This window comes from Janthinobacterium sp. RA13 (assembly GCF_000745325.1).
In the GTDB taxonomy this organism is placed as follows: Bacteria; Pseudomonadota; Gammaproteobacteria; order Burkholderiales; family Burkholderiaceae_D; genus Janthinobacterium; species Janthinobacterium rivuli.
Map to the genome: position 1 here is coordinate 3,217,701 of NZ_JQNP01000001.1, position 25,968 is coordinate 3,243,668.

The following is a 25,968-nucleotide window of genomic DNA, read 5'->3' on the forward strand; positions in this document are numbered from 1 at the left end:
TGATTGATTAAGTACAGTGGAAAATTTTTTTAACGGGAAAAAAATCCTGTTTATCGCCCCGGCTTTCTTTGGGTATGAACGCGAAATAAAGAAACGGCTCGAAGAGCTGGGAGCGCACGTCGACTATCACGACGATCGTCCGTCCACCAGCGCCTGGTCGAAGTTCGCCATCCGTGTCATGCCGCGTACGCAACAGCAGGCGATTCACCGCTATTTTTCCGTTCTGCTCGATAGCAACCACGGCAACTACGACTTTGTGTTCATCATCAAGATGGAATGCATGCCGGCCGATATCCTGCAAGCTTTGCGCGAAAAAAATGCAAAGGCCAAGTTCATTTACTATTCGTATGACTCGGTGAAAAACAATGGCAACTTCCGGCAATCCGTCGGTCAGTTCGACAGCGCATTTACCTTTGATGACCAGGATGCCCAGACGATTCCCGGCATCCGCCTGCGGCCGCTGTTCTTCCTGAACGAATACCGCGACCTGCCGCGCACGGAGATCGGCTATAACGTCACCTTTATCGGCACGGCGCACAGCGACCGCTATGCGCTGGTGAAAAAGATCAGCGCCGCGCTGCCACCCAATGGCAAGCCGAATTTCTTTTTCCTGTTCATTCCCAGCGTCGTGATCTATCGCCTGAAAAAACTGTTCGTGCCAGCTTTCTTCAAATCGAAAATCTCCGAATTTTCCTTCACGCCGATGAACAAGGCGCAGGTGATGGCGGCCATCGCCAAGTCGAATGTCATTCTGGACTTCCAGCATCCGAATCAGATCGGCCTGACGATGCGCACCATCGAAATGGTGGGCGCCCGGAAGAAATTGATCACGACGAATCAAAATGTCAGGAAATACGATTTTTATCGGCCGGAAAACATCGCCGTGATCGACAGGGAAACACCCCAGATCGATCCTGCATTCCTGACCACGCCGTATGTCGACCTGCCTGCCGCGCTGTATGACAAATACTCGATCGACGGCTGGCTGCGCGACGTGTTTTCGGTGGCGCCATGAGCACCAGCCAGACCATCCTGGTGACCGGCGCCACGGGTTTTGTGGGACGCCGGCTCTGCAGCCACCTGGCCGGGCATGGCCACCGCGTGATCGCCCTGGTGCGTGACGGCGGCCGCGCCATCCCTGGCGTGGCGCAGGAAGTGTGCATCGCCGATTTCGCCAACCTCGACGCGCTCGATACGGTCTTGCCACAGTGCGATACCGTGATCCACCTGGCCGGCCGCGCCCACGTGATGCGCGACACCGCGGCCGATCCGCTTGGCGAGTTTCGCCGTGTGAATGTCGGGCTGACCAGGAGCTTGCTGGAACGCGCCGCGGATGCGCGCGTCAAGCGCTTTGTCTTTGTCAGTTCGATCGGCGTCAATGGCAACAGCAATATCACGCCCTTTTCGGAACAAGACACGCCGGCGCCGCATGACCTGTATGCCATCAGCAAGCTGGAAGCCGAACAGCTGGTGCAGGACATGGCGCAGCAATGTGGCATGGAGTATGCCATCGTACGGCCAGTACTGGTCTTTGGACCGGAAGCCCCCGGCAACTTCGGCACCCTGCTCAAGCTTGCCGCAAAAGGCTGGCCGCTGCCGTTCGGGCGCCTGCAGTCGAAACGCAGCCTGATCAGCGTGTGGAACCTGGCCGATTTCCTGCGCACCTGTGCAACTTGCCCGCAAGCGCTGCACGACATTTTTCTGGCGGCGGATGCGCAAACGGTGAGCCTGCCCGAGATTTTCCGCCATCTGGCCATCGGCATGGGCAAGACCGCGCGCCTGCTGGCCATTCCCAGGTCACTACTTGCGCTGGCCTGCACCTTGGTTGGCAAGCGCCAGATGCTTGACAAGCTCGATGCCGGATTGACTGTCGATATCGCCAAGGCACAACGGCAACTGGTATGGCAAGCACCCTATACAACGGCCGAGGCCCTGATTAAAACTGGTAAGGAATACACACACACATCATGAAACGACTATTCGACCTCCTGCTGGCTCTGATTGCAACCGTCATCCTTGCATTGCCGCTGCTCATCGTCGCCCTGACGGTACGCCTGACCTCCCCCGGTCCCGTCCTGTACTGGTCGGATCGCGTGGGCCAACGCAACCGCATTTTCAAGATGCCGAAATTTCGCACGATGCGTATCGGCACACCGGCAGTCGCCACCCACCTGCTGCAGAATCCTGCGCAATTTCTCACGCCCGTCGGCTCCTTCCTGCGCAAGTCGAGCCTCGATGAACTGCCGCAACTGTGGAGCATCCTGGTCAACGACATGAGTTTTGTCGGACCGCGGCCTGCCCTGTTCAATCAGGATGACCTGATCGCCTTGCGCACGGAACACGGCGTCGACCGGTTGCTGCCAGGCTTGACGGGCTGGGCCCAGATCAATGGCCGCGACGACTTGCCCATCCCGCAAAAAGTGCAACTCGATGTGGCATACCTGAAACAGCAGTCCCTGGCACTGGATATCAAAATCATCTTTTTGACGTTCCTGAAAGTGATCAAACGCGACGGCGTCACACACTGACACGATCTGCCGCGCCTCTGCGCGGCAGGTGTATTTAACCTAGCTCTCTCTGTCTACCATGCCTGAATTCGAAAACAAAATCGCCTCCTTGGAACAGCTGAAACAACGCGTTGCGGCCCTTCCCAAGCCAGTCGTCATGACCAACGGTGTGTTCGACATCCTGCACCGCGGGCATGTAACCTATCTGGCACAGGCACGGGCCTTGGGCGGCTCGCTGGTCGTGGCAGCGAATACCGACGCCTCCGTCAAGCGCCTGAACAAGGGAGATGACCGCCCGCTGAATGCCTGCCCGGACCGCATGGCGGTGCTGGCGGCGCTCGAATCGGTCAGCCTGGTGGTGGCATTCGATGACGATACCGCGCTGCAAGTCGTCTGCGAGGCCCATCCGGATATTTACGTCAAGGGCGGGGATTACCAGATGGATGCCATTCCCGAAGGACAGGCAGTGCTCGCCTATGGCGGACAGGCGGTGGCGATCGACTTCGAGCACGACCGCTCGACCTCCAAGCTGCTGGCCAAGGTGCGCAGCCAGGTGCCGGCCTAGCAGGCAGGCGCGCCATGTCCTCAGCTGTTCCATTAAAATGCGCACCAGTGTGATGGCAAATAACGTGGCAATTTTTCTTGTCCGGTTTGACAATTACCATGCTTTTTGAATTTATTCGATGAAGAATATTCATCGAAAGTTTTTTTAACATCAAGAGTATCCAATCCACTCTTTCTTACCTTGATGTTTACATCGATAATACTTCTGACATATGCCATGCGTGGATATTGCGCAGAAAAAAACAGGCTTATCGAGTCGAATCACAATAATTTTTAGCCAAACAATGAAATCCATTCTTGATTTATCTCGGTTCCATAAGCAGATGATCGCGGCAACGGCAGATTTAATTCTTCTGCCGATTACGTTCTGCATCGCCATCCTGCTGCGCTACGATTCGGTCAATACGGCTCTGTTCATGAGTTATCTGTACCTGATCGTCGCCGTGCCCCTCATTTCCCTGCCCATCTTCATACGACTGGGGCTGTACCGGGCGGTGATACGCTTCATCGATCAGAAGATCATATTCTCGGTCATTCTCGGCGTCACGATTTCAGTGGCCCTGCTGGTCGCGCTGGCGGCCTTCATGACCCACATGGTCGGCATGTCGCGCGGCGTATTCGGCATTTACTGGATCAGTGCCATCGCCTACGTGGTGGCCAGCCGCTTCCTGGCACGCGGCTTCCTGTTGCATCCAAGCAAACGCCAAGGCATGGTGCGGGTGGCCATCTATGGCGCCGGCAGGGCTGGCACGCAACTGGCCAGCGCCTTGCGTGCCGGCCATGACTACCTGCCCGTGGCCTTCATTGACGACAACAGCGAACTGAATGGCATTACCATTTCCGGCATGAAAGTGTACGGCACCGCCGACTTGTCCGATGTGATCGCCCGTACCAGCATTAGCGAAATCCTGCTGGCCATGCCATCCATTTCAAAAAGCCGGCAAAAGCGCATCCTCGACAAGCTCGAGCCTTTAAAAGTGCATATCAAAGTCACGCCTCCGGTGGAAAGCCTGCTCAGCGGCGAGCTGCGCCTCCAGGATATCCGCAACATCGAAATTGAAGACTTGCTGGGACGCGACCAGGTCACGCCAGACGCCGGGCTGATTGCCGCCTGCATTACCGGCAAATGCGTCATGGTCAGCGGTGCGGGAGGCTCAATCGGTTCCGAGCTGTGCCGTCAGATCGTTACCTTGCGTCCGACACGCCTGATCCTTTTGGAGATGTCGGAATTTGCCCTGTATTCCATCAAACAGGAACTGCTGGGCATAAAGTCGGCCCATGGATTGCATTTTGATTTGCTGCCGTTTCTCGGCAGCGTGCTCGATACCGAGAAATGCAAGAGAATCATGACGACCTACGTCGTCGATACGGTATACCACGCGGCCGCCTACAAGCACGTGCCGCTGGTCGAGCATAACCCGATCGAAGGCGTGCGCAACAATGTGTTCGGAACCTTGAGCATCGCCAACGCCGCCATTGCCAGCGGCGTCAAATGCTTCGTGCTCATTTCCACAGACAAGGCCGTGCGCCCGACCAATGTCATGGGCTCGACCAAGCGTCTGGCCGAGCTGATTTTGCAGGCATTCGCCCGCAACCAGAAGCACACCCGCTTCTGCATGGTTCGCTTCGGCAATGTCCTGGGATCGTCCGGCTCCGTCGTGCCCCTCTTCCGCAAACAGATCGAAGCGGGAGGCCCCATTACCCTGACGCATCCTGAAATCACGCGCTACTTCATGACCATCCCTGAAGCGGCGCAGCTGGTATTGCAGGCGGGCGCCATGGGAGAAGGCGGCGATGTCTTCGTGCTGGACATGGGCGAACCGGTCAAGATCATCGACCTTGCGGAACGGATGATCCATCTCAGCGGCCTGGAAGTGCGCAGCAAGACGGCGCCGGATGGCATTGCCATTGAACATGTAGGTTTGCGCCCAGGTGAAAAACTATATGAGGAATTGCTGATCGGCGACAATGTCGAAGGAACCAGCCACCCGCTGATCATGCGTGCCCAGGAGTCCGAAATTGCCTGGGCCGAATTGCACGACATGCTGGAAGAAATGGACCGTGCCTGCAGCCAGTTCGATTACGAAGGGGTACGTGCCTCATTACGCACCATCATCAAGGAATACACCCCGCAATGTGGCATTGAAGACTTTATCTGGCTGGAGCAGCATACGCAACAATCTCCTGCACAACAGAAAACCCCTGGCGCGTCCGTCATGTTGTAGCACTGGCGAGCCTGGCTGGCGCAAACTCCGGATCGCGCCAGCCAGTGAGGCTATACAAACTGTCACAATTTGGCACGGCACGACAGAATTGAAACGCTATAATGTACTGAATTGCGCGTTGTTTAGCCATCATGACAACGTCACTCTCTGCCTGTCAGGCATCGACATAACAAAGGCAAGCGTAATCAGCACCATGCGCCTCGCCCCGGATATAAACCACATACTTGAAACTCCTGCCGCAAGCATTTATTAAAATGAGAAATTATGCATAAAGAAGTAAAAATGATTGAAGGGGATGAGATCGATGAAAACATTCTTCCCGTCACCGATTTGCTGACGACCGTATGGCAAGGACGCCGTACTTTACTGGCGATTACCTTGCTTGCTGTGGCCGTGGGCCTGGCAGGCCGGATGTTATTTTCCGAGTACAAGAGTGAAGGCTTCTTCCAGTTTGGCGGGGCTATTCCCATGGTCAAGAAAACCACTGACAAGGAAAAAGAAAAGGAAAAGGAACCAAGTCCTGGCATCAAACTGGCTGACTACAAGCGCTATGCTGCAGCGTTCAAATCGAACGAGCGCTTTACGGACTTCTTGGCTCAGCACAAACTGGAACAAGGCGCCAGCACCGAGTCATTGCGCCGTTCATTTTCCTCGCGCGAAGGCATTTCAAAGTGGATCGATCCGGTATTTCCATTTACCAAACTTGATGCCAAGGAATTACTGGAAGATCCCAAGGATGGCAACAACAATGTCATTGGCTTACGCATCAGCTATGACGATAAGGATCCGAAAGTAGCACAAAACATCGTTGGACTGTTGGGCCGCTACACGATGGATACCATTGTGTATATCATTTACACGGATATCCTGCGCTTCAAGCATGTCGAAATGACAGCCAAGATCACGGCGCTGGAAAATGAAATTATTGTCAATAATGAGCGCCTTGCCTACTTCCGTCGCAGCGGTGATGATTTAAAGAAAATTGTATCGCGCTATCCAGAAATAGCTGGCCAGGCTTCGCGACAGATCGTTTCAGTCAATGATGAAACAGCGCGCTATCTGCCGCCAGTCACGCAATTGATGACCACAGAAGTACTGGCATCGGAAGCGACCGAAAAAATCCATAAGGCACGCCGCGAACAGCAACAGAACATGCTGTTGCGCGAGTATTACGACAAGGCAAAAATCTTGGTCGACAATACGAAATCCGGCGAAGATATCTTGCGCGGCCTGGAACCGGTAAAGGTTGAAGTCTTCAAAAACAAGAACATGGAAGACGACACAGTCAAGGAGGTCTTTAATCAGATCACTATCGACAATCAAACAGCGATCAGCCAGTACTTGGAAAAAAGCCGCTTCATTGCAGGTCCCAGCTTGCCAGAAAATCTGTCCTTGCGTCTGTCGATCACCATTTTGTTCAGCCTGTTTGCCGGTTTGATTCTGTCCCTGGCCGTCATCTTTGGACGCAAAATGTTTAGCAAGACCTGAGTCTGGCATCAATCTGCCCGACCAGCCTTCCGAGATGCCGCTTAGTAATAACTAAGCGGCATTTTTTTTGCCAGCAGCCACGCTACGCCACGACTTCACTCGCTAATGCTCGCAGTGTTCCTGCCATACCCCTTCTCCAGCACCATTTCCTGGCGCACACGGCGACATATCTGCCATTACAACGCCCTCATCCCGGATAGCCCGCACCACGCTGGCATTACGCTCCTCGCACACGGCAGCGCCGGCATGCTGCATGCGCCGCTGAATGAAAAACGGCCTGATCGCACAAGGCGATCAGGCCGTTCATCGTTACCCTGCATCGGGTTATTTCCGTTCAACAATATCCTGCATCTTCGTAAGGATATTGTTAATGCCCGACGTACAGGCACCAACAGTGATCCCTATTGCTTCAACAACCCACCCAGCAACGCGGCCACCTTCTGTTTCGGCTTAGCTGCGGCAGGCGCCATGCTGGCGGCAGCCGGGGCCGCTGCCTTGGCGGGCTCATATGGCTTCAGGAACCAGGGATCGGCCTTTTCGCGGCGGGCGCCGGGACCAAAGGCGGGACGCGCACCGCGCTCGGCGGAGCGGCTGTCACGGCTCTCGCCGGCGTGGCGGCTCTCCGGCGCGCGCGCAGGACGCGCCTCGCCGCCTTCGCTGCGGCGCGGCGGACGGCGCTCGCTGTCGCTGCTGCGGGCAGGCACGGGGTTGAAGCCCGTCAATTCACCGCGCTTGATGCTTTGCTTGATGAGTTTTTCGATATCGGCCAGCAAGCGTTCGTCTTTATCCGAGTAGATCGAGATGGCGTCGCCCGAGGCGCCGGCGCGGCCCGTGCGGCCGATGCGGTGCACATAGTCTTCCGCGTTGTACGGCAAGTCGAAGTTGATGACGCAAGGCAGGTCGGAAATATCCAGGCCGCGCGCCGCCACGTCGGTGGCCACCAGCACGTCGATCTCGCCCTTCTTGAACGATTCCAGCGCCGCCATGCGTTCCTGCTGGCTCTTGTCGCCGTGAATCGCCGTGGCGCTCATGCCTTCCTGTTCCAGCACGCGGGCCAGGCGCGAGGCGCCGATCTTGGTGTTCGAGAAAACGATGACCTGCTTCAGGTCGCGCTGGCGCAGCAGATGGGCGACCAGGGCATGCTTCTGGTCTTCCGTCACCTTGTAGACCACTTGCGTGACCTTGTCGGCCGTCTGGTTGCTGCGCGCCACTTCGATCGTCAGCGGATCGTTGAGGAAGGTGGCGGCCAGCTTCTTGATTTCTGGCGAGAACGTGGCCGAGAACATCAGGTTCTGGCGTTGCTTCGGCAGCAAGTTGATGATGCGTTGCAAGTCAGGCAGGAAGCCCATGTCCAGCATGCGGTCGGCTTCGTCCATGACCAGCATCTGCACCTGGCTCAGGCTGATGTTCTTTTGCTCGATATGGTCGAGCAAGCGGCCTGGGGTGGCGATGACGATTTCCACGCCGCCGCGCAGGATGACGGTTTGCGGCTTCATGTCCATGCCGCCGAAGACGACGGTCGAGCGCAACGGCGTGTGCTTGGCGTAGGCCTTGACGTTTTCGGCTACCTGCACCGCCAGTTCACGCGTCGGCGTCAGGATCAGCGCGCGCACCGGGTGGCGTGCCGGCGACATGCTGCTGCTGGCATGCGCCATCAGCAACTGGATGATCGGCAAGGAAAAACCGGCCGTCTTGCCGGTGCCCGTTTGCGCGGCACCCATCACATCGCGGCCTTGCAGCACCACGGGGATCGCTTGTTCCTGGATCGGTGTCGGATGGGTGTAACCCTGGTCGGTCAGTGCGCGCTGGATTTCAGGCGCGAGGCCAAAGTCGGCAAAAGTCAGGCTGGGAGCAGCGGATGCGGCAGGTGCTGGTGCAGGCGCAGCGGCGACGGGCGCCGCTTCAGGGGCAATCGCCGGGCTGGGCGTAGGAGTCGATTCGGTTTCAGACATAAATTTTCTGGTGTGCCTCCGCACTGCGGAAGCCATGCTTTCTCAATAAACAACATTTCGGGGCACAGGCAGCTCCGTCTTGCAAGCCATGGATCATTGTTCTTGCGGCACCTCCGTGCTCCGGGACATGCTGTAGGGCGTATGCGGGAGCGTCGAAGAGATGTGCTGCGATGGCGGCGGAGATCGCGCCGGCGGAACATCGCGCGCAGAAGATACAATATCAGTGCTGTAAACGATACCCTAATTCACCGCAACTGTACACGGAAACCGTGATTTTTGAGCAAAAAGCGTTCCAGCAACGGCACGCCGGGATGCCGTATGATGCCTGCTCCTATGCCTGCTTCGATGCCAGCTCCACCGTCCCCAGCCATCACCATGCCCACCCCGCCTTTACCGCACGATCCGCAACCGCAAGCGCCCAGCAAACCGGGCAATGACGAATGCTGCCACAGCGGTTGCACCTTTTGCGTGCTGGAAATGTACCAGGAAGACTTGGCCGCCTACGAAGAGGCCCTGAGAGCGTGGCAGCAGCGCCAGCAAGCCGCTGCCGCACCCGCCACCCAGGGTGTCAAGAAACCGCGCAAGCGCGCCTGATCAGAAGCTTTCCCACTCATCCACTGGCGCCGCGCGACGCGCCGTGCCGGCCAGTTGACGTGGCGCAGCTGCCGGCGTCACGGCTGCCGGCGCCTTGACGGCCTTGACAGGCGCACGCGATGTGGCGGCGCTCGCCACATCGAGCTTGAAGATGCTGACCACTTCGCTCAGGCTGGCTGCCTGCTCCTGCATCGATTCGGCCGCCGCGGCCGCCTCTTCCACCAGGGCCGCATTTTGCTGCGTCACCTGGTCCATCTGGGCGATGGCCTGGTTAACTTGCTCGATACCGGCGCTCTGCTCGCTGCTGGCGGCCGTGATCTCGCTCATGATGTCCGTCACGCGGGTGATGCTGGCAACGATGTCATCCATCGTGCGGCCCGCCTGATCCACCAGTTTCGATCCCGCCTCGACTTTCTCGACCGAATCGCCGATCAGGACCTTGATATCCTTGGCCGCCGCGGCCGAGCGTTGCGCCAGGTTGCGCACTTCCGTGGCCACGACGGCAAAGCCGCGTCCCTGTTCGCCTGCACGCGCCGCCTCGACGGCCGCATTCAGGGCCAGGATATTGGTCTGGAAGGCAATGCCGTCGATGACGGCGATGATGTCGACGATCTTGCGCGACGACGCATTGATCGACGCCATCGTGCCCACCACTTCGCCGACCACCTTGCCGCCCTCGATGGCGATGCTCGACGAGGTCAGCGCCATGGTGTTGGCCTGGCGCGCATTGTCCGCATTCTGCTTCACGGTCGACGTCAGCTCCTCCATTGACGAGGCCGTTTCTTCCAGCGAACTGGCCTGCTCTTCCGTGCGCGACGACAAATCCTGGTTGCCGGCGGCAATCTGGCTCGACGCCGTGGCAATGGTATCGGTGCCGCTGCGCACCTGCCCCACCAGCGTCTGCAGGCTGGCGTTCATGTCTTTCAGGGCCTGCATCAATTGCCCCGTTTCGTCTTGCGATTGCACAACGATATGCGCCGTCAAATCGCCAGCCGCCACCTGGCGCGCCACGCCGACGGCCGCGATCAGCGGACGCGCCACGCGGCGCGCCACCCACAGCGCCAGCAGCATGCCGATGACGACGATGCCCACCACCAGGCCGATCAGGCTGGCGCGCGAGGCCGCATACGTTGCGTCGGCGCTGGCGCTCGAACGCACGCCGCCATCCGTGTTAATCGACACCAGTTTATCGAGGAGCACCATCATGTCCGCCATGACCTTGGCCGACGGCCCCACAGCCAGCGCGCGCGCCTCTTCCTTTTTCATCTCGCGCGACAGGCTCAGCATGGTTGCATGCAAGCGCATGAATTCATCGTTGAGCGCCAGGAAGCGTTCGAACGCTTCCTGCTCGCCCGGCTCGGAAATCAGGCTGCGGTACTTGTCGCCGTCCACCTTCAGCTTGGCCTGGGTTTCCGTCATGCGCGTTTCGTTCTGCGCCATGTCGGCATCCTGTGCGGCCAGCATGTGCGCCAGTTCCCAGCGGCGGAAATCGCTGACATCACTGCGCATATTCATGGCCGCCAGCACGCTGGGCATCCAGTTCTCGGACAGGTCGGTCGATGCGGTATTGATGCGCGCCATGGAAAAGATCGCCGACACGCCCAGCGCGGCCGTCAACAGCAGCACGGCGCCAAACGACAAGATCAGCTTGGTGGCAATTTTCAAATCAAAAAACCATTTCATGCGTTGCGTTCCTTCATTAAACGGGTAAACGGGACAAGACGGCCGCGCGCCGGCAAATGCACGGCGCGGGCAGTGAAGCGACCAAGGAAGGCATCGCAGGTTGCAGCGGAAGTGAGCAGTGATGGAGAGCAAGAGTAGCGGCTCATCCCGACACACAAATCAAATTTCCGCAATGCAACATTTTATCACCGTCGTACGGCAGCGCAGAGTGGTTTGATCAAGGCATGCAGCCAAAGTTCACGGGGAGCTGGCAGGGGAGCCTGTTTTTTGCCGTTTGTTTCCAGAGAGAAAAAAATGCAGATCAGGCGTAGGAGTTGGATGACACGAGGCAATGTTCCTAGCCTACATAAGCGCGTCGGCTCATCCGATGCACGTCCGCTGCCCCTGGTTCTATAGTGGATACAAGATTCAGCACAACGCTAGCAAGCCATAAAAGCAGCGCCATCCAACAAAATCAGAAGACGAGGCCCTACCATGTACAAAGCTTATAGCAACCTGACACCAGCCACGAATACCCACGCCGCCGCCCAGCACAACTGGCAAGCCGCTCCCGCCACACCGATGATCAGCATCACGGGCGCACAACAGAACGAATTGCTGCGCGCCTTGTCGCGCGCCGATCTGGAGCGCCTGTTCTGCCAACTGGAACTGGTCGCCTTGCCTGCCGGCAAGCACCTGTTCGATTGTGGCGGCAAGATTGAATACACGTACTTCCCCACCAACGCCATCGTTTCCCTGCTGTATGTGATGGAAGACGGCGCCACCACCGAGATCGCCGTCATCGGCCGCGAAGGTGTGGCCGGCGTGGTGCTGTACGAAGCCGAACGCGCCACCTGCACGGCCATCGTGCAAACGGCCGGCTACGGCTATCGCCTGAAAACAGCCTTCCTGCGCGAAGTGTTCAATGAAGGCGGCGCACTGGCACAATTGCTGATGCGCTACACCAGCGCCATGTTTGCGCAAATGGCACAGAACGTGGTGGGCGGCCGTCATTGCAGCATCGAACAAAAACTGTGCCGCTGGCTGCTGGACCGCCTCGACCGTTCGCTGTCGAACGAGCTGAAGGTGACGCAAGACACCATGGCCAACATGCTGGGCGTGCGCCGCGAAAGCGTCACCGTCACGGCCCGCAAGCTGCAGGACGAAGGCTTGATCCAGTACCGCCGCGGCACCGTCGAAGTGCTCGACCGCGAAGGCCTGGAAGCGGCCGCCGGCAATTGCTACAAGGCAGCCCGCGCCGGTTTCGAACAGTTCCGCAGCGGCATCAGCGCACACAACTAATACTCAGCGCCAAGTCATCCGCGCAAGCACGCTTCGGCGTGCTTTTTTCATTCCAGGGTATTGAGTCCCCGTCGAGCACACTTGACCGCCCGTCACTTCGACGCGCACGAGGCCACATGAACAGCCAATGTCCGCGCCCCATTCTTCATTGCCTTTCCTCGTTTGCACCGTTGCGTATCCTGCCAACAGGCACGCACCCGGTACAATATTGCAATAAACCACAAGCCGGCACGCCCCGCAGCGCGTCGCGCCGGCACTATGAAAGAATGAATGGAAGACATCAATTGCGAAGGCTTGCCGCACATCCGCGTACTGGCAGGCGAAAACACCAGCGGCCCCGTGTATGAAACCCTGCCGGCGCGCCAGATTGACGAGCACGTCTACGAACTGCTGGCTTCGCCCGGCCTGACGCTGAACCTGGCGCGCGGCGACATCGTCAGCATCGCCGACCCGCTCGCTCCCGCCGAAGTATTAAAGCGCGGCGGCAACTTCTGCATCCAGATCTATGCCGACGATGTGCCGCAAGCAGCAGTGGACCAGCTCGAACGCGACGTGCAAGAACAGCTGGGCGGCACCATGGACGGCCAGTACAAGGGCAACCTCACCTTCAGCGTGCCGGGTCACCACGGCATCTACAGCGTGAATGGCCCTTTCGACGCCTTCCGCGAAGCGACGGGCGTGGAATGGTACTTCGCCAACATCTACGTCAACCTTGATGACGACGATGACGAAACCTTGCTCAACTGGTGGGTGGATATGTAAAGTTCCTCGTGCGCCAGGCAGGACCATGACACGCGTCAATGCGTCGTATTGCCCTGGCGCACATCAAGATACCTGCCCGCATCTTGCGTACGCTCTCTCTACCGTCAGCCACAGAGAGAAACGCCATGCCCTACATCGCGAGTGCCGACTATGCAAAGCAAAAAGAAATCGTAGGAAATGGCGAGTGCGTGACCCTGGTCAGGCACCTCACTGGCGCCCGTGCTTCTTCGCTTTGGCGCGAAGGCGACAAAGTACCGGATCTGCTGGAAAAAGGCGGCATCGCGAAAGGCACGCTGATTGCCACCTTCGTCAATGGCCGTTATCAGAATTTGCGGCAGGGCAACCATGCCGCGCTCTTCATTCGTCAGGTGCCTGGCGCCATTGAAATTTTCGACCAGTGGCGCAACCACAAACCCAGCGCCCGCGTGATCCATTTTGGCCGTTCGGCGGCGGGAACATCGAATCGCCCCGAGCTCTATTCGGTGGTCGAATGAAGCCGCTCGCACTGCTGGCATTTTCCATCGCGGGCATGGCGATGCAGTACGCTGCCGCAGCCCCCGTTGTCTCCGTTTCTTGCCCACAAGCGGCCCCCTCCACCTGGAACCTGCCAGCCGCCAGGCTCGACAGCGTACGCGTGCTGTCCTATCCGGCGGATCGGCCGCCGGTGGACGGCGAGGCCTTGCCCATCCTGGCCCCGATCAGGGAGTGGACAAGTGCCGGAACCTTGTATCAACGCTGGGATATCAATTTCGATGCCCCACGCTATCTGTTTCAGGTGGATTGCCTGTATGCCACTACCGAGCGCTACCTGCGCATGGATTTGCCGGGCGTCAAACAGTGCGTCGCAACCGTTAAACAGCGAACGAAAATAGTCAGGTTTAAGTGCAAATAGGTAACGCGGCTGGCATTCAGCCCTAGCGCTTATCGCCACCGGATGGACGCATCCCGTTAAACGGGCTGCAAACCTTCCTCACCACCCGCCAGCGCCCCCTGTGGCGAGAAATAAGCGAACTTGCCCGTGGCATGCTGGTACAGCAAGGGGCCCTCGTCAGAAATGGCCAGCAAGCAAGGCCAGCATGCTGCAAGCGCGGCCGGTGTCAGCGCATAGGCGCGGGTCCGGCTGGCCATGAAAAAGACGGGTGCCGCCACGGCAAGGTGAAAGTGGGAAGAGAGAAACCTTGCCACGCGGCCATCCTGCGCCGGGTGTTCGCTGGAAACGGCATCGAACTCGGCCAGCCAATCCGGCCCCGACACTGTAGTCTGCAAGCGATGCCCCGCGCGCAGTTGCATGGGATGCGTCTCGTCGGGATGGGCCGACACATGGCGCGTCCACAGTTGCGCCGCCGCATCGGGCGTCAGCGCTTGCACCTGCGCCAGCGTCTGTGCCACGACGGCGAAGTCGGCATCGAAGAAGGGCCAGTCCGGCTCAGGCTGCAGCGGCCGGCCAGCAGCGCCGCCCAAGCTCCCTACGATTGACATATCTCAAGGTAGCGGCCCAGCACCTTGTCCATGCCCAGCTCAAGACATTCAACCACCAGCGCATGGCCGATCGACACTTCCAGGATGCCGGGAATGTCCAGGAAGCGCGCCAGGTTGTGCAAATCGAGGTCGTGCCCCGCATTCACGCCCAAGCCCAGCGCCTGCGCCCGCCTCGCCGCCTGCAGATACGTATCAAACACGGCATCGGCCTGCGCGCCGCCATAACTCTCAGCAAACCGTTCCGTGTACAGCTCGACCCGCGCCGCCCCCACCTCGCGCGCCCATTCCAGCGCCGGGTAATCGGCGTCGACAAACAGGCTGACACGAATGCCCAAGTCGTTCAATTCCGCAATGGCGGGGCGCAACAGCGCAGCATGTCGTTCGATGTCCCAGCCGTGATCGGACGTCAATTGCCCCGGCATGTCGGGCACCAGGGTGCATTGCGCGGGGCGCGCGCTTTTTACGACTTGCAGAAATTCCGCCGCCGGATAGCCCTCCACATTCAGCTCGCGTCCCCGCTCCGCGCACAGGCGCTGCAATGGGGCAACATCATCGTAGCGCGCATGGCGCTGATCCGGACGCGGGTGCAAGGTGATGCCGGCGGCGCCCAGGTCGAGAAAGCGCGCGGAAAACGCCAGCAGGTCGGGGAAGTTGCGGCCGCGCGAATTGCGCAGCAGGGCGATTTTATTGACGTTGACGGAGAGCTGGGTCATGAGCAGGAGTGAAGTAAGGGTGACAGGTCTGGCAGCGATTGTAGCGGATCGCCCACGCAAGGCACGGCCAACCGAACTCAACGCTACGTGCTACGATGCAAGACAAGTTCCTTTCAATACATACCATGACCTACCAGCTATTCCTGTTTGACCTGGACGATACCCTGCTCGACTTCCGGGCGTCCGAAAAACGCTCCTTCCTGCACACCATGCACGAACTGGGCTTGCGCGACGGCATCGACGGACTGTTTTCCCAATATCAGGCGATCAACGTCGACCTGTGGAGACGTTTCGAAACGGGTGACGTCACCAAGGATTTCCTGAAAGTGGAACGCTTCCGCAAGACGTTTGCGCTGAACGGCATCGCCATCGATCCGGAACTGGCCAGCCGTCTGTATCTGGACTCCCTGCCGGACACGGTCGTGCTCATCGATGGCGCCAGAGAAGTGTGCGAAACGCTGTCGCGCATCGGCGAAGTGGGCATCATCACCAACGGCGTCGAGTCCATCCAGAACCGCCGCATCGCCGCCTCCGGCTTGAGCGACTACATCTCCTTCGTCGCCACCTCCGAAGCGTGCGGCCACGCCAAGCCGGACGTGCGCTTCTTCGAATACGCCGCCAACATGGCGCGCGCATTCAGCAAGGATACAACCATCATCATCGGCGACCGCCTGGACGCCGACATCCTCGGCGCCAACCGCTACGGCATAGCCAGCTGCTGGTTCAACCCGGACAGCATGGCCAATACCTCGGCCGCCATCCCCACCTGTGAAGTGAACAGCCTGCACGATATCGTGCCTGCACTGGACCTGATGCAAGTCAAGCTGAAACAGGCTTGATCTTCCACAAGCGCACCACCTGAAATACGCTGGCAGCGGCACGAAACATGCCGCTGTTCGCGTACCATCAGGACTCGTCCATCCTGGTGCCAATCCATGCCGTCTTACTCCATCCTGCTTGCCATCGCGGCCTTGATCCTGTTCTTTGCCATGCTGGCCACGCGCCAGACGGCCAAGTCACGCAGGCCGCTGCGCCTGCACAGAAAACCCGTGATGACGGCGCGCGAACAGCAGATGTACCACCTGCTGCAGACGGCCTTGCCGGAGTGCACGGTGCTGGCGCAAGTGGCGTTTTCCGCGCTGGTGACGGCGAAAGGATGGGCCAACAGAAACCGTTTCGACCGCAAGGTGGCCGATTTTGTTCTGTGCAGCCAGCAACTGAATGTCCTCGCCATCATCGAGCTCGACGACAGCAGCCACGCCGGCCGCGAACGCCAGGACAGGGAGCGCGACGCCATGCTCAAGCTGGCCGGCTACGTGACCTTGCGCTATGCCAACTTCCCCACCCAGCAGGCGCTGCGCGCCGATGTCGAGCAACTGCTGCTGAAAAAAGCCGGCGTCGTATCTGCCTGATGACACCATCCAGACATCAATCGCGCGTCAGCACTTCCAGCAACTCAATCTCGAAGATCAAATTGGAATGCGGTGGAATCAAGCCCATTTGCCGCTCGGCATACGCCAGCGCCGCCGGTACCCACAGCTTGCGCGTGCCACCGACCTGCATGCCGTTCAAACCCAAAATCCAGCCTTGGATGACCTTGTTATTGCTCAACACACTGCGGAAAGGCTCACCACGCTTGTGCGACGAGTCAAACTCCGTCCCATCTTCCAGCCAGCCCCGGTAGTGGGCCGTGATCAGCGCACCACGCACCGCCGCCTTGCCATCACCGACCACGATATCGTCAATCTTCACTTCAGCCGTCATCTTGTTTCATCCTTCGTCAATCTCGATGCCGTGATTGTACGGCAGCATGCAAAAAGCCCCGGCAGTCCCTCCGGGGCTTGTTCTAATTTTGCTAAATTATGGCGGGCCTCCCGTGAGTCGAACACGGCACCAACGGATTATGAGGCTCTTGCTCGACAGCGCTTACAAGTCTGTCAAGAAAGTAATTCATGGCTCTTGCGCCGTAAGTCAGGGTTTACTGCAAGTCATAACACAACCGCTTTACATTAACTCATACGGTGTTATAACCCCACATATTCCGTTATGTTTATCGGCAACCAGCCACAGCATAGGGATATCACTGTTCTGGGCAGCGGCCAACAGTTCCGCCACGTTGTCTTCTGAATTGACAGGGTCAGTTGGTATCAGTCGCAAGCCTTCTCGGTGCGCTTCCTCGATTGACTTCGCAAGTAAGAATTGTCTGTTTTCTCCATGATGCAAATATTGCACCATGGCAATTTCAGACACCAAGTACCATCCTCCTATGTAGACTGGTAAGTACGTGAAGGAGTGAGTTAGCATTAGTTGGCGTGCATATGCAACCGGTTGCCATGACTGAAGAATAACGGGCTCCTTAACCATGAAATCGGCGACAGACTTCCTGCGGGTTTGCTGCTCCTTCATCAATCCTTCCTCCAAACCTATACATAATTCAATCGCTGCTTTTGTAGCATGGCGAGCGTACACACCTGTATGCATTACATCATTTCTTGCTCTTTTAACGGTGTTATAAAGAGCGTCAAATGTAGTAAAAAGTGTTGGGAAAATTGTGGTTAACTGGGACAAAACTGTAGAGTCTTGCGCCAATGGCTTAATTTTTTCACAATAGGAATTCAAAGTGCCTTCCCTCTCGCTGAGTCGTAGCCCTAATGCTTCCATTGCGAAACACATTTCGCTAAACCCCTCTGAGTCAGCAAGTGCGGCATAACGAGCCGCCCTAAATCTATCTCGATAATGCAAGCGTTCATCCCACGACAATGTCGGACCCTTCATGCGTGTATCCTACCAATATCTGAATTGCTAAAAAATTATAATTTAAACAACATTTATTATTTTGTATAAATATATCTAGGAGATACTGAACAAACAAGCGATCTCCAACACCGATTAAAGTCAACGTTTATCCATGTTGGAAATATACGGGTTTCAATTTCTAACATGCGAGTATATTCCAATAAGGTTTGGCAACACTCTTTACAGGAGCCCAGCATGACAAATTTCGCATATGGCCGAGTACGCACCAAGGAACAGACAGCCGACAATCAACGCTTGGAAATCGAAACGACCGGCCAAGGTCGACTACTGGTTTGCGGACACCATTAGCGGCAAGACCTGTGCAAGCCAGCGCCCGCAGTTCGCCGCGCTACTGGCTCAGATTCGCAACGGGGAAACGCTAGCGGTATCGAAGTTGGACCGCCTGGGCCGCGATGCGCAGGACGTCGGCGCCACGGCCAAGTTGTAGGCCGCAAGAATTTGTTGTCATTGTGCTGCAACTAAGTAAGCTGGACCTACCATCCCCTGCTGGCAAGATGATATTGACCATGCCTGCCGCAGTTGTCGAAATGGAGCGTGACCTGCTTGTGGAGCACGCACAGTCGGCACTTGCACGCGCCAAGAACGAAGGCAAGATGCTAGGGCGGTTATCTAGTACCAGCATCGAGCAGCGCGCCGAGATTATCGCCAGTATGAGGAGCGAGAGAGTGTCAGCGCGCTTGCCCTGACCTATGCTGTGTCACTCGTTAACATTTTGAGCATTCTCAAACCCTAATCATATATGCTAACTCAGTAGAATTCCATCGAGCGATGTTGTTGGCGGCACCCATTCCGCCGGAATGCCCTGTACGGGAAGAAAATCCCTTTCCTTACTCAATGGAGTAAATACGCTAGGAACATTCGCTGTCACAGAACAGAGTAAGCGCATGTTAGAAGGCGCATCGAGATTTACACATTTTACCCTTACAGTTAGATCACACTCGGGATTAGCGAGCAACGTGCCTAGGTCTTGAGCATAGTATTTAGGACAATATCCCAAGAATGAGGAGGGTGTAGCCGTTCGCATCGCAACCGCCCGAGGATCAAAGTCGTTCTGCGGATCGAGCATAAGAAAAAGGCGCTCGCCCTTTTGCAGCTCTCCGATGCGGTTAATTGCAGTCGGAGGCAGATGGGATAAACTCCTAGCAAAAAACTCCAATTTGTACTCACCCCGTTCACTTACTGCTGGGGGCTGAAAGAGCTCAATCGAGTCTGTTCCTCTGATTCCTCCGGTCAATGCAAGAATCGCCATCGGATCATCGCCCATGTCCGACAATCCTAGCCATCGCAAATAATCTTTAAATTCTGGGCGTGACTTACTAATCAACCTATTCGCGAACAAAGGGAAAAGACGAGGCGATTCATAAACCACATCCACCTTTTGCATACCGCTAAACCGACGAAATTCTTTTGCTCTAAAAATACCTTGAGTATATGAGAAAGAGTACGTGCTATCGCTAAACTCCAGTTTTGCGACAGGAATCCATTCTCTAGAATCTGGCTGTTGCCAGGCGACAAAAAGTGTGCTCATAATTAAACCTACCCAATTAACCTATCCATATTTACTCTCAACAACTTTGCTGTGAACTCTCGTGCAACATCAGACATAAGATGGCCGGGAACTTCATTTATCACATCCACTATCGCAACGTCACTTATGTCGGCCAGTCTTGATATCCATGCCCTACCCGCTATGGGGTCAGCCTTATACGCCAGCTGGAACAGATCATACGTTAGGTGAGCTTTCACTTTGGCATTTCCCGCTGCATGGGGATAAAACGCAGATCTGGCTTTTGCAACGTAGGCGGCCATCGAGGCACCCTTATCCTTGGTTGTCAAAATAATCTTTCGACGATCGTCCGTTTCGTTCCTACCGAGGCTTGAACCATGATCATAGGACGAAGACAGGTACAGTCTCCCCGCGCTACTCACCACTCCCCAATTTTGAGAATGACGGTCTTGATTTGCTATCCATGCATCAAACAGCAAATAGCCGATGAATACCCCTAGAGCTGAGTGTACGCCCTCTATTGGTTCATAAGTGGACGGAGGAAAAATATGGCCAGCGTTCACCTCAAAGAACTGAAATGCTCGAGTAGCAATATGGCTTCGCTGTTCATAGTACCTTACCTTTTCATCATCGCTGGCAACCGTAACTTTGCTTTCGATCAATTCATTACCGTGAATCAAACGGTCTCCTTTAGCGACCAAAGAGGGCGAGATAACTCCTTGCATCCCCTTCCACTCAGCCAAGTCATAATGTGCATGAGGGATACCAAGTAACCCAGCAAGTTCGGCAGCAAGTTTTTCGGCCCAATTCTCCCCGGTACCTGGTCGCCCCTCCTTAAAAAGCGTACGCCGCCGCTGGTCATCCAGGTACCAAAATTTGAATTTTGTGCCCATCTGCTCGGATAATTCAGCAGCATCAGGAGGAACAATCACGATTGGAAACATCAGCCAGCCCCAACATAAGGAGGGAGGGAATCTTCACAAAACCTACATGGTAGCTAAATGAAGATTGCGTATAAAGAAAAAGGACTCAGGCTATCAGCCTAAGTCCTTTATTTTATTGGTGGGCCTCCCGTGAGTCGAACACGGCACCAACGGATTATGAGTCCGCTGCTCTAACCAAGCATGAGCTAGAGGCCCAAGGGGACTGCGGCGTGGCGGCGCTGTTGATGCCCGCCTCGCGCGGCCGTTTTGGAAACGGACACGCGAGGATAGGGGTATCAGGGGCGTACGTCAAGCCCTATTGGCTTCTAGTTGCCTTCCAAGAAGCTTTTCAGCTTGTCGGAGCGCGATGGGTGGCGCAGCTTGCGCAGCGCCTTGGCTTCGATCTGGCGGATGCGCTCGCGCGTCACGTCAAATTGCTTGCCCACTTCTTCCAAGGTATGGTCGGTGGACATCTCGATGCCGAAACGCATGCGCAGCACTTTCGCTTCGCGTGGCGTCAGGGAATCGAGCACGTCCTTGACGACGCCCCGCATGGAGGCGTGCAGGGCCGCGTCGGCCGGCGCCAGGGTGTTGTTGTCCTCGATGAAGTCGCCCAGGTGGGAATCGTCGTCGTCGCCGATCGGCGTTTCCATCGAGATCGGTTCCTTGGCGATTTTCATGATCTTGCGGATCTTGTCCTCGGGCATTTCCATCTTGATCGCCAAGGTGGCCGGATCGGGTTCCGCGCCCGTTTCCTGCAGGATCTGGCGGGAAATCCGGTTCATCTTGTTGATCGTCTCGATCATGTGCACGGGAATACGGATCGTGCGCGCCTGGTCGGCGATCGAGCGCGTGATGGCCTGGCGGATCCACCAGGTCGCATACGTGGAGAACTTGTAGCCGCGGCGGTACTCGAACTTGTCGACGGCCTTCATCAGGCCGATATTGCCTTCCTGGATCAGGTCGAGGAATTGCAGGCCGCGGTTCGTGTATTTCTTGGCGATCGAAATCACCAGACGCAAGTTGGCCTCCGTCATTTCGCGCTTGGCCTTGCGCGCCTTCATTTCACCGGCCGCCATCTGGCGGTTGATGTTGCGCAAGTCCGGCAGCGGCAAGACAACCCTCGCCTGCAGGTCGATCAGGCGTTGCTGCAGTTCCTTGACGGTCGGAATGTTGCGGCCCAAGATGGCGCTGTAGGCGTGTCCTGCGTTGACTTCGCCATCGACCCAGTCGAGATTGGTTTCATTGCCCGGGAAAACCTTGATGAAGTGGGCGCGCGGCATGCCGCAGCGGTTCACGGCCACGTCGAGGATTTGCTTCTCGATATGGCGCACTTCGTCGACCTGGCCACGCAGGGTGTCGCACAACTTTTCCACGACCTTGGCCGTGAAGCGGATGCCCAGCAACTCTTGCGAAATGGCTTCCTGCGCCTTGGCGTAAGGTTTCGAGTTGTAGCCTTCTTTCTCGAAGGCGCGGCGCATCTTGTCGAATTGCTGCGAAATGATGGCGAATTTTTCCAGCGCCGTGCGTTTCAGGGTTTCCAGCTGCTCGGCGGAGAAGCCGGCCGCGCCCGAAGCGCTCGCCTCTTCCTCTTCTTCGACTTCCTCTTCTTCCGCTTCGCCTTCTTCCTCGTCTTCTTCGACGGGCGCGGCCACGACAGGGGCGGCGGCGACCGGTTCGTTTTCATCGACGAGGCCGTCGACGATTTCGTCGATCTTGATCTCTTCGTTGGCGATGCGGTCGGCGGCGGCGATGATCTCGGCGATCGTCACGGGACAGGCGGAAATGGCCTGAATCATGTCTTTCAAGCCATCTTCGATGCGCTTGGCAATCTCGATCTCGCCTTCGCGCGTCAGCAGCTCGACCGAGCCCATCTCGCGCATGTACATGCGCACGGGATCGGTGGTGCGGCCAAAGTCGGAGTCGACGGTTGACAATGCGGCCTCGGCCGCCGCTTCCGCCTCGTCGTCGCTGGTGACGACGGCAACGTTATCAGACAGCAACAACGTTTCCGCATCGGGCGCGTGCTCGTAGACGGCGATGCCCATGTCATTGAAGGTACCGATGATGCCTTCGATGGCTTCCGGATCGACGATGTTTTCAGGCAAGTGATCGTTGATTTCCGCGTAGGTCAGGAAACCGCGCTCCTTGCCGAACTTGATCAGGGTCTTGAGTTTCTGGCGCCGGCGCTCGAGTTCTTCCTCGCTCGCTTCCGTATCGGACGAGAACGCATCCTTCAGCAGCGCGCGCTCCTTCGCCTTGCGGTCCTTGGCCTTGGCCTTGTCGACGGCCTTCAGTTCGGCCCGCTCGACGGCGTTCAGGGCGGCGACTTCATCATTTTCTGGCTGGAATTCTTTTGGCTTGCGGCCGCGGCGGCCTGGCACTTTTACCGACGGCAAGACATAACCGGACGTATCGATCGCGGCCAGGGTGGCGGCGTCGGTGGTCTGGCTGACCACGGGCGCGCTGGTGACGCGCGCTTCTGGCCGGTCGAGCGCCTTTTCGGCTTTCGTGGTAACTTTAGTGGGCTTTACAGCCGCTTTGGATTCGGGTTTCTTGATTGGCACAGGCGCTTTCGATTACACAACGACTTGCTTTACGGTGGATTAGGATAAAGTTTGCTGCCAGTTCCCTGTCTACCTGCGGGAACCACCATCTTCGAACCTGCCGACTACGCAAATTCGACACTGTTACGTTACTTACACCTCATCGGCCACGATCCGCGGGAAGCGCAGCAATTCCTGTCCACCGGCTGTTGCCAGCCGCCTCGGCAAAAATTCCTGCATCGACCGCGTTGGGAGCGAGAGCCTGGCGCGGCTTGCCAGCGTCTGCGAACCTTGCCCGCAACGCCGAAAGCGCCTGTTGGCCCTGGCTGCCGACACGATCCACCGCGCCGATCAAGAGCCTAACTTACTGAAAACAAATACTATTTACGAAACAGAACTAGCTTGCCAAAGCACACAATACTTAGCATTTAATTATAGCACGCGAAAAATGTTTTTCCAGTGCGCGCCATACCCTCAGGACAAGGTTACCGATTCACCAACTCGGCATCGCGCTCGCGTTCCAGCGTCCCCTGCTCCTGCATGATTTCGCGGTAGCGTACACCAATTTTCTCGGATGGCAAACCCGAGGCAAACAATTGCTGCAATTCCGCCTTCAAGGCATTCAATTTGATCTCGCGGATGGTGCTCACCAGCCACGACAATTCGCTGTCGTAATCGGATTCCGTACCGGCCGCGATCTCGCCGATGATCTCGTCGTATTCGCTGCCCAGCTCCTTCAACTGCTGCGCCAGCGCGGCAAAACTGCCGTGCTCGCCCAAGGCCTGGCCCACGGCCACCAGCTGCCCCAGGCTGTGCGCCGCATCGGGGCCCAGGTGCTGGAATGCAGCAAGGGCGGCCTCGTCGATGCGCATCGTCAGCGGCGGATGCGCTACCAGCATGCGCATGATCTTCAATTCCAGACCGACAGGCACGGGGCGGCCCGATTTCGGCGGCGCGCGGCGCGCCACGGCAACGGGTTTCGCCAGCTCGAACAGGGCTTCGATCTCGGCCGGCGTGGACTGCGTCAGCTGGGCCAGCCCGCGCACGATCTGCAGGCGCAAAGACGATGGCGCCATCAGTTGCAGCAGCGGCTTGGCGTCGAACTGCACGCGGGCGCGCCCTTCCGGTTCCGACAGATCATGCTCGCCCGACACTTCTTTCAGCAAGAATTGCGACAGCGGCATGGCTTCATGCACTTGCTGTTCAAACCCTTCGGCGCCGAATTCGCGGATATAGCTGTCCGGATCGTGTTCCGACGGCAAGAACAGGAACTTGATGGTTTTATTGTCCGACACGTGGGCCAGGCTCGCTTCCAGCGCGCGGCGCGCGGCGCGGCGGCCGGCCTTGTCGCCGTCAAAACTGAAAATCACGTTATCGGTCTGGCGCAGCAGTTTTTGCACGTGGGTGGGCGTGCACGCCGTACCCAAGGTGGCTACTGCTTGCGGGAAACCCATTTGCGCCAAGGCAACCACATCCATATAACCCTCTGTCACCAGCACGTAGCCGGCATCGCGGATGGCCTGGCGCGCCTCGAACAAGCCATATAGTTCGAAACCCTTGGAAAACAAGGGGGTTTCCGGCGAGTTCAGGTATTTCGGTTCACCATGGTCGAGCACGCGGCCGCCAAAGGCGATCACTTGCCCCTTGGTATTGCGGATCGGGAACATGATGCGTTCGCGGAAACGGTCATAGCGCTTGCGGTTGTTGCCCTCTTCATCGACCTTGTCGATCACGAGACCTGCCTCGGCCAGGGCCACCACGTCGTAATCGGGGAAGACGGAGCGTAAATTATCCCATCCACCGGGCGCAAAACCCATGCCGAAGCGAGCGGCCACTTCGCCCGTCAAGCCCCGGTTTTTGAGGTAGGCGATGGCTTCCGGCGCGTGGCGCAATTGGCCGCGGTAGTAATCGCACGCCTGCGTCATGGCGTCGGACAAGGCCATGCTTTGCGCCTGGATCTGTGCGCGCTGGGCCGGCGGGATTTTATCGTCCGCTTCCGGTACGACCATGCCCACGTTCTGCGCCAGGTCCTTGACGGCGTCGACAAAGCCCATGCCCGAGTACTCGATCAGGAAGCCGATCGAGGTGCCATGCGCGCCACAGCCGAAGCAGTGATAGAACTGCTTGGTGGGGCTGACGGTAAAGCTGGGCGATTTTTCACTGTGGAACGGGCACAAGCCCATGAAATTGGCGCCACCTTTTTTCAGTTGCACATAGCGCCCCACGACATCGACGATATCGACGCGGTTGAGCAAATCGGAAATGAAGGATTGAGGTATCACTGGCTAGGGCGGGTCTTGTTATAGGTCAGACTATACTACCGCACGTGGCCTGAGGTTGAGCCAGGTCAACGTGTGGGCTGTTAACAGGCTGCCAGCGCGACGGCTGGCAGCCCTTGCTACTATTTATGCTTACGCTGCCGGCGTCAAGGCTTTCTTGACCAGGGCGGACACTACCGTCATGTCGGCGCGGCCAGCCAGCTTCGGCTTGACGATGGCCATGACCTTGCCCATGTCTTGCGGACCGGCGGCGCCCGAGGCGGCCACGGCGGCAGCCACTTCGGCCGCCACTTCTTCGTCCGACAGGCCGGCAGGCATGTAGCCCGTCAGGTGCACCAGCTCGGCTTTTTCGATGTCGGCCAGGTCGGCGCGGCCGCCGGCTTCGAACTGGGTGATCGAATCCTTGCGCTGCTTGATCATCTTTTCCACGATGGCCGTCACGTGGGCATCCGTCAATTCGATGCGCTCGTCGACTTCCTTGCGCTTGATTTCCGCCAGCAACAGGCGAATCGTGCCCAGCTTGCCCGCTTCCTTGGCGCGCATGGCGTTTTTCATGTCTTCGGTAATTTGTTCTTTCAAGCTCATGGCAATCCTCGTGTTGGTAAGTGGGGCTCGATGCTCATGTGTGCGAGCCAAGCAGGCGGCCAC

General features: G+C 57.5%; 26 protein-coding genes and 1 tRNA gene. 15 read left to right on the forward strand and 12 right to left on the reverse strand.

What is annotated here, in order from left to right:
• Nucleotides 1–16: 16 nt before the first annotated feature.
• From FG13_RS14245 to FG13_RS14270, 6 genes are all read left to right on the forward strand, one after another.
• Nucleotides 17–1,015, forward strand: a complete 999-nt coding sequence (locus tag FG13_RS14245) for a hypothetical protein (protein WP_035821858.1) — start codon at nucleotides 17–19, stop codon at nucleotides 1,013–1,015.
• Entirely contained in the window at nucleotides 1,012–1,971 is a 960-nt protein-coding gene (locus tag FG13_RS14250) for an NAD-dependent epimerase/dehydratase family protein (RefSeq protein WP_035821861.1), read from the forward strand. Before FG13_RS14245 ends, FG13_RS14250 begins: the two co-directional genes overlap by 4 nt.
• A complete protein-coding gene (locus tag FG13_RS14255) occupies nucleotides 1,968–2,528 on the forward strand; it encodes a sugar transferase (RefSeq protein WP_035821863.1) in 561 nt (186 codons plus the stop codon). Before FG13_RS14250 ends, FG13_RS14255 begins: the two co-directional genes overlap by 4 nt.
• 58 nt (nucleotides 2,529–2,586) lie before the next feature.
• Complete coding sequence (gene rfaE2 / locus FG13_RS14260; protein ID WP_035821864.1) at nucleotides 2,587–3,072, forward strand: D-glycero-beta-D-manno-heptose 1-phosphate adenylyltransferase; 486 nt, start codon at nucleotides 2,587–2,589, stop codon at nucleotides 3,070–3,072.
• A gap of 283 nt (nucleotides 3,073–3,355) precedes the next feature.
• Nucleotides 3,356–5,296: a nucleoside-diphosphate sugar epimerase/dehydratase gene (locus tag FG13_RS14265; RefSeq protein WP_051959060.1), complete on the forward strand. Its 1,941-nt coding sequence runs from the start codon at nucleotides 3,356–3,358 to the stop codon at nucleotides 5,294–5,296.
• A gap of 264 nt (nucleotides 5,297–5,560) precedes the next feature.
• Nucleotides 5,561–6,784, forward strand: a complete 1,224-nt coding sequence (locus FG13_RS14270; RefSeq protein WP_035821865.1) for a hypothetical protein — start codon at nucleotides 5,561–5,563, stop codon at nucleotides 6,782–6,784.
• 401 nt (nucleotides 6,785–7,185) lie between these two features.
• Here FG13_RS14270 and FG13_RS14275 read toward each other — a convergent pair whose 3' ends face one another.
• Nucleotides 7,186–8,736, reverse strand: a complete 1,551-nt coding sequence (locus tag FG13_RS14275) for a DEAD/DEAH box helicase (protein ID WP_035821868.1) — start codon at nucleotides 8,734–8,736, stop codon at nucleotides 7,186–7,188.
• A 375-nt stretch (nucleotides 8,737–9,111) separates the two neighbouring features.
• On the opposite strand from FG13_RS14275, the gene FG13_RS14280 reads away from it, so the two are divergent.
• A complete protein-coding gene (locus tag FG13_RS14280; protein ID WP_035821869.1) occupies nucleotides 9,112–9,330 on the forward strand; it encodes an oxidoreductase-like domain-containing protein in 219 nt (72 codons plus the stop codon).
• Here FG13_RS14280 and FG13_RS14285 read toward each other — a convergent pair whose 3' ends face one another.
• Nucleotides 9,331–11,013 carry a methyl-accepting chemotaxis protein gene (locus FG13_RS14285; protein WP_035821871.1) on the reverse strand — a complete coding sequence of 561 codons (1,683 nt, stop codon included), beginning with the start codon at nucleotides 11,011–11,013 and terminating at the stop codon, nucleotides 9,331–9,333.
• A 561-nt stretch (nucleotides 11,014–11,574) separates the two neighbouring features.
• Here FG13_RS14285 and FG13_RS14290 point away from each other — a divergent pair.
• From FG13_RS14290 to FG13_RS14305, 4 genes are all read left to right on the forward strand, one after another.
• Nucleotides 11,575–12,294: a Crp/Fnr family transcriptional regulator gene (locus tag FG13_RS14290; RefSeq protein WP_035828139.1), complete on the forward strand. Its 720-nt coding sequence runs from the start codon at nucleotides 11,575–11,577 to the stop codon at nucleotides 12,292–12,294.
• Between the two features lie 270 nt (nucleotides 12,295–12,564).
• Nucleotides 12,565–13,056, forward strand: a complete 492-nt coding sequence (locus FG13_RS14295) for a DUF4265 domain-containing protein (protein ID WP_035821876.1) — start codon at nucleotides 12,565–12,567, stop codon at nucleotides 13,054–13,056.
• 125 nt (nucleotides 13,057–13,181) lie between these two features.
• Nucleotides 13,182–13,550: a BPSL0067 family protein gene (locus FG13_RS14300; RefSeq protein ID WP_035821878.1), complete on the forward strand. Its 369-nt coding sequence runs from the start codon at nucleotides 13,182–13,184 to the stop codon at nucleotides 13,548–13,550.
• The gene (locus FG13_RS14305) at nucleotides 13,547–13,948 is read left to right on the forward strand and encodes a hypothetical protein (protein ID WP_035821881.1); all 402 of its coding nucleotides are present in this window, start codon (nucleotides 13,547–13,549) and stop codon (nucleotides 13,946–13,948) included. The genes FG13_RS14300 and FG13_RS14305 overlap by 4 nt, the downstream gene beginning before the upstream one ends.
• A gap of 56 nt (nucleotides 13,949–14,004) precedes the next feature.
• Here the strand turns inward: FG13_RS14305 and FG13_RS14310 are convergent, their stop codons facing one another.
• Nucleotides 14,005–14,535: a DUF2947 family protein gene (locus FG13_RS14310; protein WP_081922579.1), complete on the reverse strand. Its 531-nt coding sequence runs from the start codon at nucleotides 14,533–14,535 to the stop codon at nucleotides 14,005–14,007.
• Nucleotides 14,523–15,248 (reverse strand): pyridoxine 5'-phosphate synthase, encoded by a 726-nt coding sequence (locus tag FG13_RS14315; protein WP_035821887.1) that lies wholly within the window; start codon nucleotides 15,246–15,248, stop codon nucleotides 14,523–14,525. Before FG13_RS14315 ends, FG13_RS14310 begins: the two co-directional genes overlap by 13 nt.
• Nucleotides 15,249–15,373: 125 nt before the next feature.
• Between FG13_RS14315 and FG13_RS14320 the strand changes: the two genes are divergently transcribed.
• On the forward strand, nucleotides 15,374–16,087 hold the full coding sequence (locus FG13_RS14320) for a YjjG family noncanonical pyrimidine nucleotidase (RefSeq protein ID WP_035821890.1): 714 nt from the start codon (nucleotides 15,374–15,376) through the stop codon (nucleotides 16,085–16,087).
• Nucleotides 16,088–16,183: 96 nt separating this feature from the next.
• On the forward strand, nucleotides 16,184–16,660 hold the full coding sequence (locus FG13_RS14325; RefSeq protein WP_051959061.1) for a DUF2726 domain-containing protein: 477 nt from the start codon (nucleotides 16,184–16,186) through the stop codon (nucleotides 16,658–16,660).
• A gap of 16 nt (nucleotides 16,661–16,676) precedes the next feature.
• Here the strand turns inward: FG13_RS14325 and FG13_RS14330 are convergent, their stop codons facing one another.
• Complete coding sequence (locus FG13_RS14330) at nucleotides 16,677–17,012, reverse strand: FKBP-type peptidyl-prolyl cis-trans isomerase (RefSeq protein WP_035821892.1); 336 nt, start codon at nucleotides 17,010–17,012, stop codon at nucleotides 16,677–16,679.
• Between the two features lie 240 nt (nucleotides 17,013–17,252).
• Nucleotides 17,253–18,023, reverse strand: a complete 771-nt coding sequence (locus FG13_RS30090) for a hypothetical protein (RefSeq protein WP_152598772.1) — start codon at nucleotides 18,021–18,023, stop codon at nucleotides 17,253–17,255.
• Nucleotides 18,024–18,255: 232 nt separating this feature from the next.
• On the opposite strand from FG13_RS30090, the gene FG13_RS31105 reads away from it, so the two are divergent.
• Together FG13_RS31105 and FG13_RS31110 are read left to right on the forward strand one after the other, a co-directional pair.
• Nucleotides 18,256–18,492 carry a recombinase family protein gene (locus FG13_RS31105; RefSeq protein ID WP_268747015.1) on the forward strand — a complete coding sequence of 79 codons (237 nt, stop codon included), beginning with the start codon at nucleotides 18,256–18,258 and terminating at the stop codon, nucleotides 18,490–18,492.
• Between the two features lie 67 nt (nucleotides 18,493–18,559).
• Entirely contained in the window at nucleotides 18,560–18,751 is a 192-nt protein-coding gene (locus FG13_RS31110; protein ID WP_268747016.1) for a hypothetical protein, read from the forward strand.
• A gap of 56 nt (nucleotides 18,752–18,807) precedes the next feature.
• Here the strand turns inward: FG13_RS31110 and FG13_RS29495 are convergent, their stop codons facing one another.
• From FG13_RS29495 to FG13_RS14365, 6 genes are all read right to left on the reverse strand, one after another.
• A complete protein-coding gene (locus FG13_RS29495) occupies nucleotides 18,808–19,593 on the reverse strand; it encodes an HIRAN domain-containing protein (protein WP_081922580.1) in 786 nt (261 codons plus the stop codon).
• Between the two features lie 8 nt (nucleotides 19,594–19,601).
• Nucleotides 19,602–20,516, reverse strand: a complete 915-nt coding sequence (locus FG13_RS30095; protein ID WP_035821896.1) for a hypothetical protein — start codon at nucleotides 20,514–20,516, stop codon at nucleotides 19,602–19,604.
• 116 nt (nucleotides 20,517–20,632) lie between these two features.
• Nucleotides 20,633–20,711, reverse strand: a tRNA-Ile gene (locus FG13_RS14350).
• Between the two features lie 110 nt (nucleotides 20,712–20,821).
• Nucleotides 20,822–23,062, reverse strand: coding sequence for an RNA polymerase sigma factor RpoD (rpoD, locus tag FG13_RS14355; RefSeq protein WP_034779848.1), 2,241 nt, complete (start codon nucleotides 23,060–23,062; stop codon nucleotides 20,822–20,824).
• Between the two features lie 464 nt (nucleotides 23,063–23,526).
• A complete protein-coding gene (dnaG, locus tag FG13_RS14360; protein ID WP_035821898.1) occupies nucleotides 23,527–25,323 on the reverse strand; it encodes a DNA primase in 1,797 nt (598 codons plus the stop codon).
• A 129-nt stretch (nucleotides 25,324–25,452) separates the two neighbouring features.
• Nucleotides 25,453–25,905, reverse strand: coding sequence for a GatB/YqeY domain-containing protein (locus FG13_RS14365; RefSeq protein WP_034746974.1), 453 nt, complete (start codon nucleotides 25,903–25,905; stop codon nucleotides 25,453–25,455).
• Between the last annotated feature and the right edge of the window lie 63 nt (nucleotides 25,906–25,968).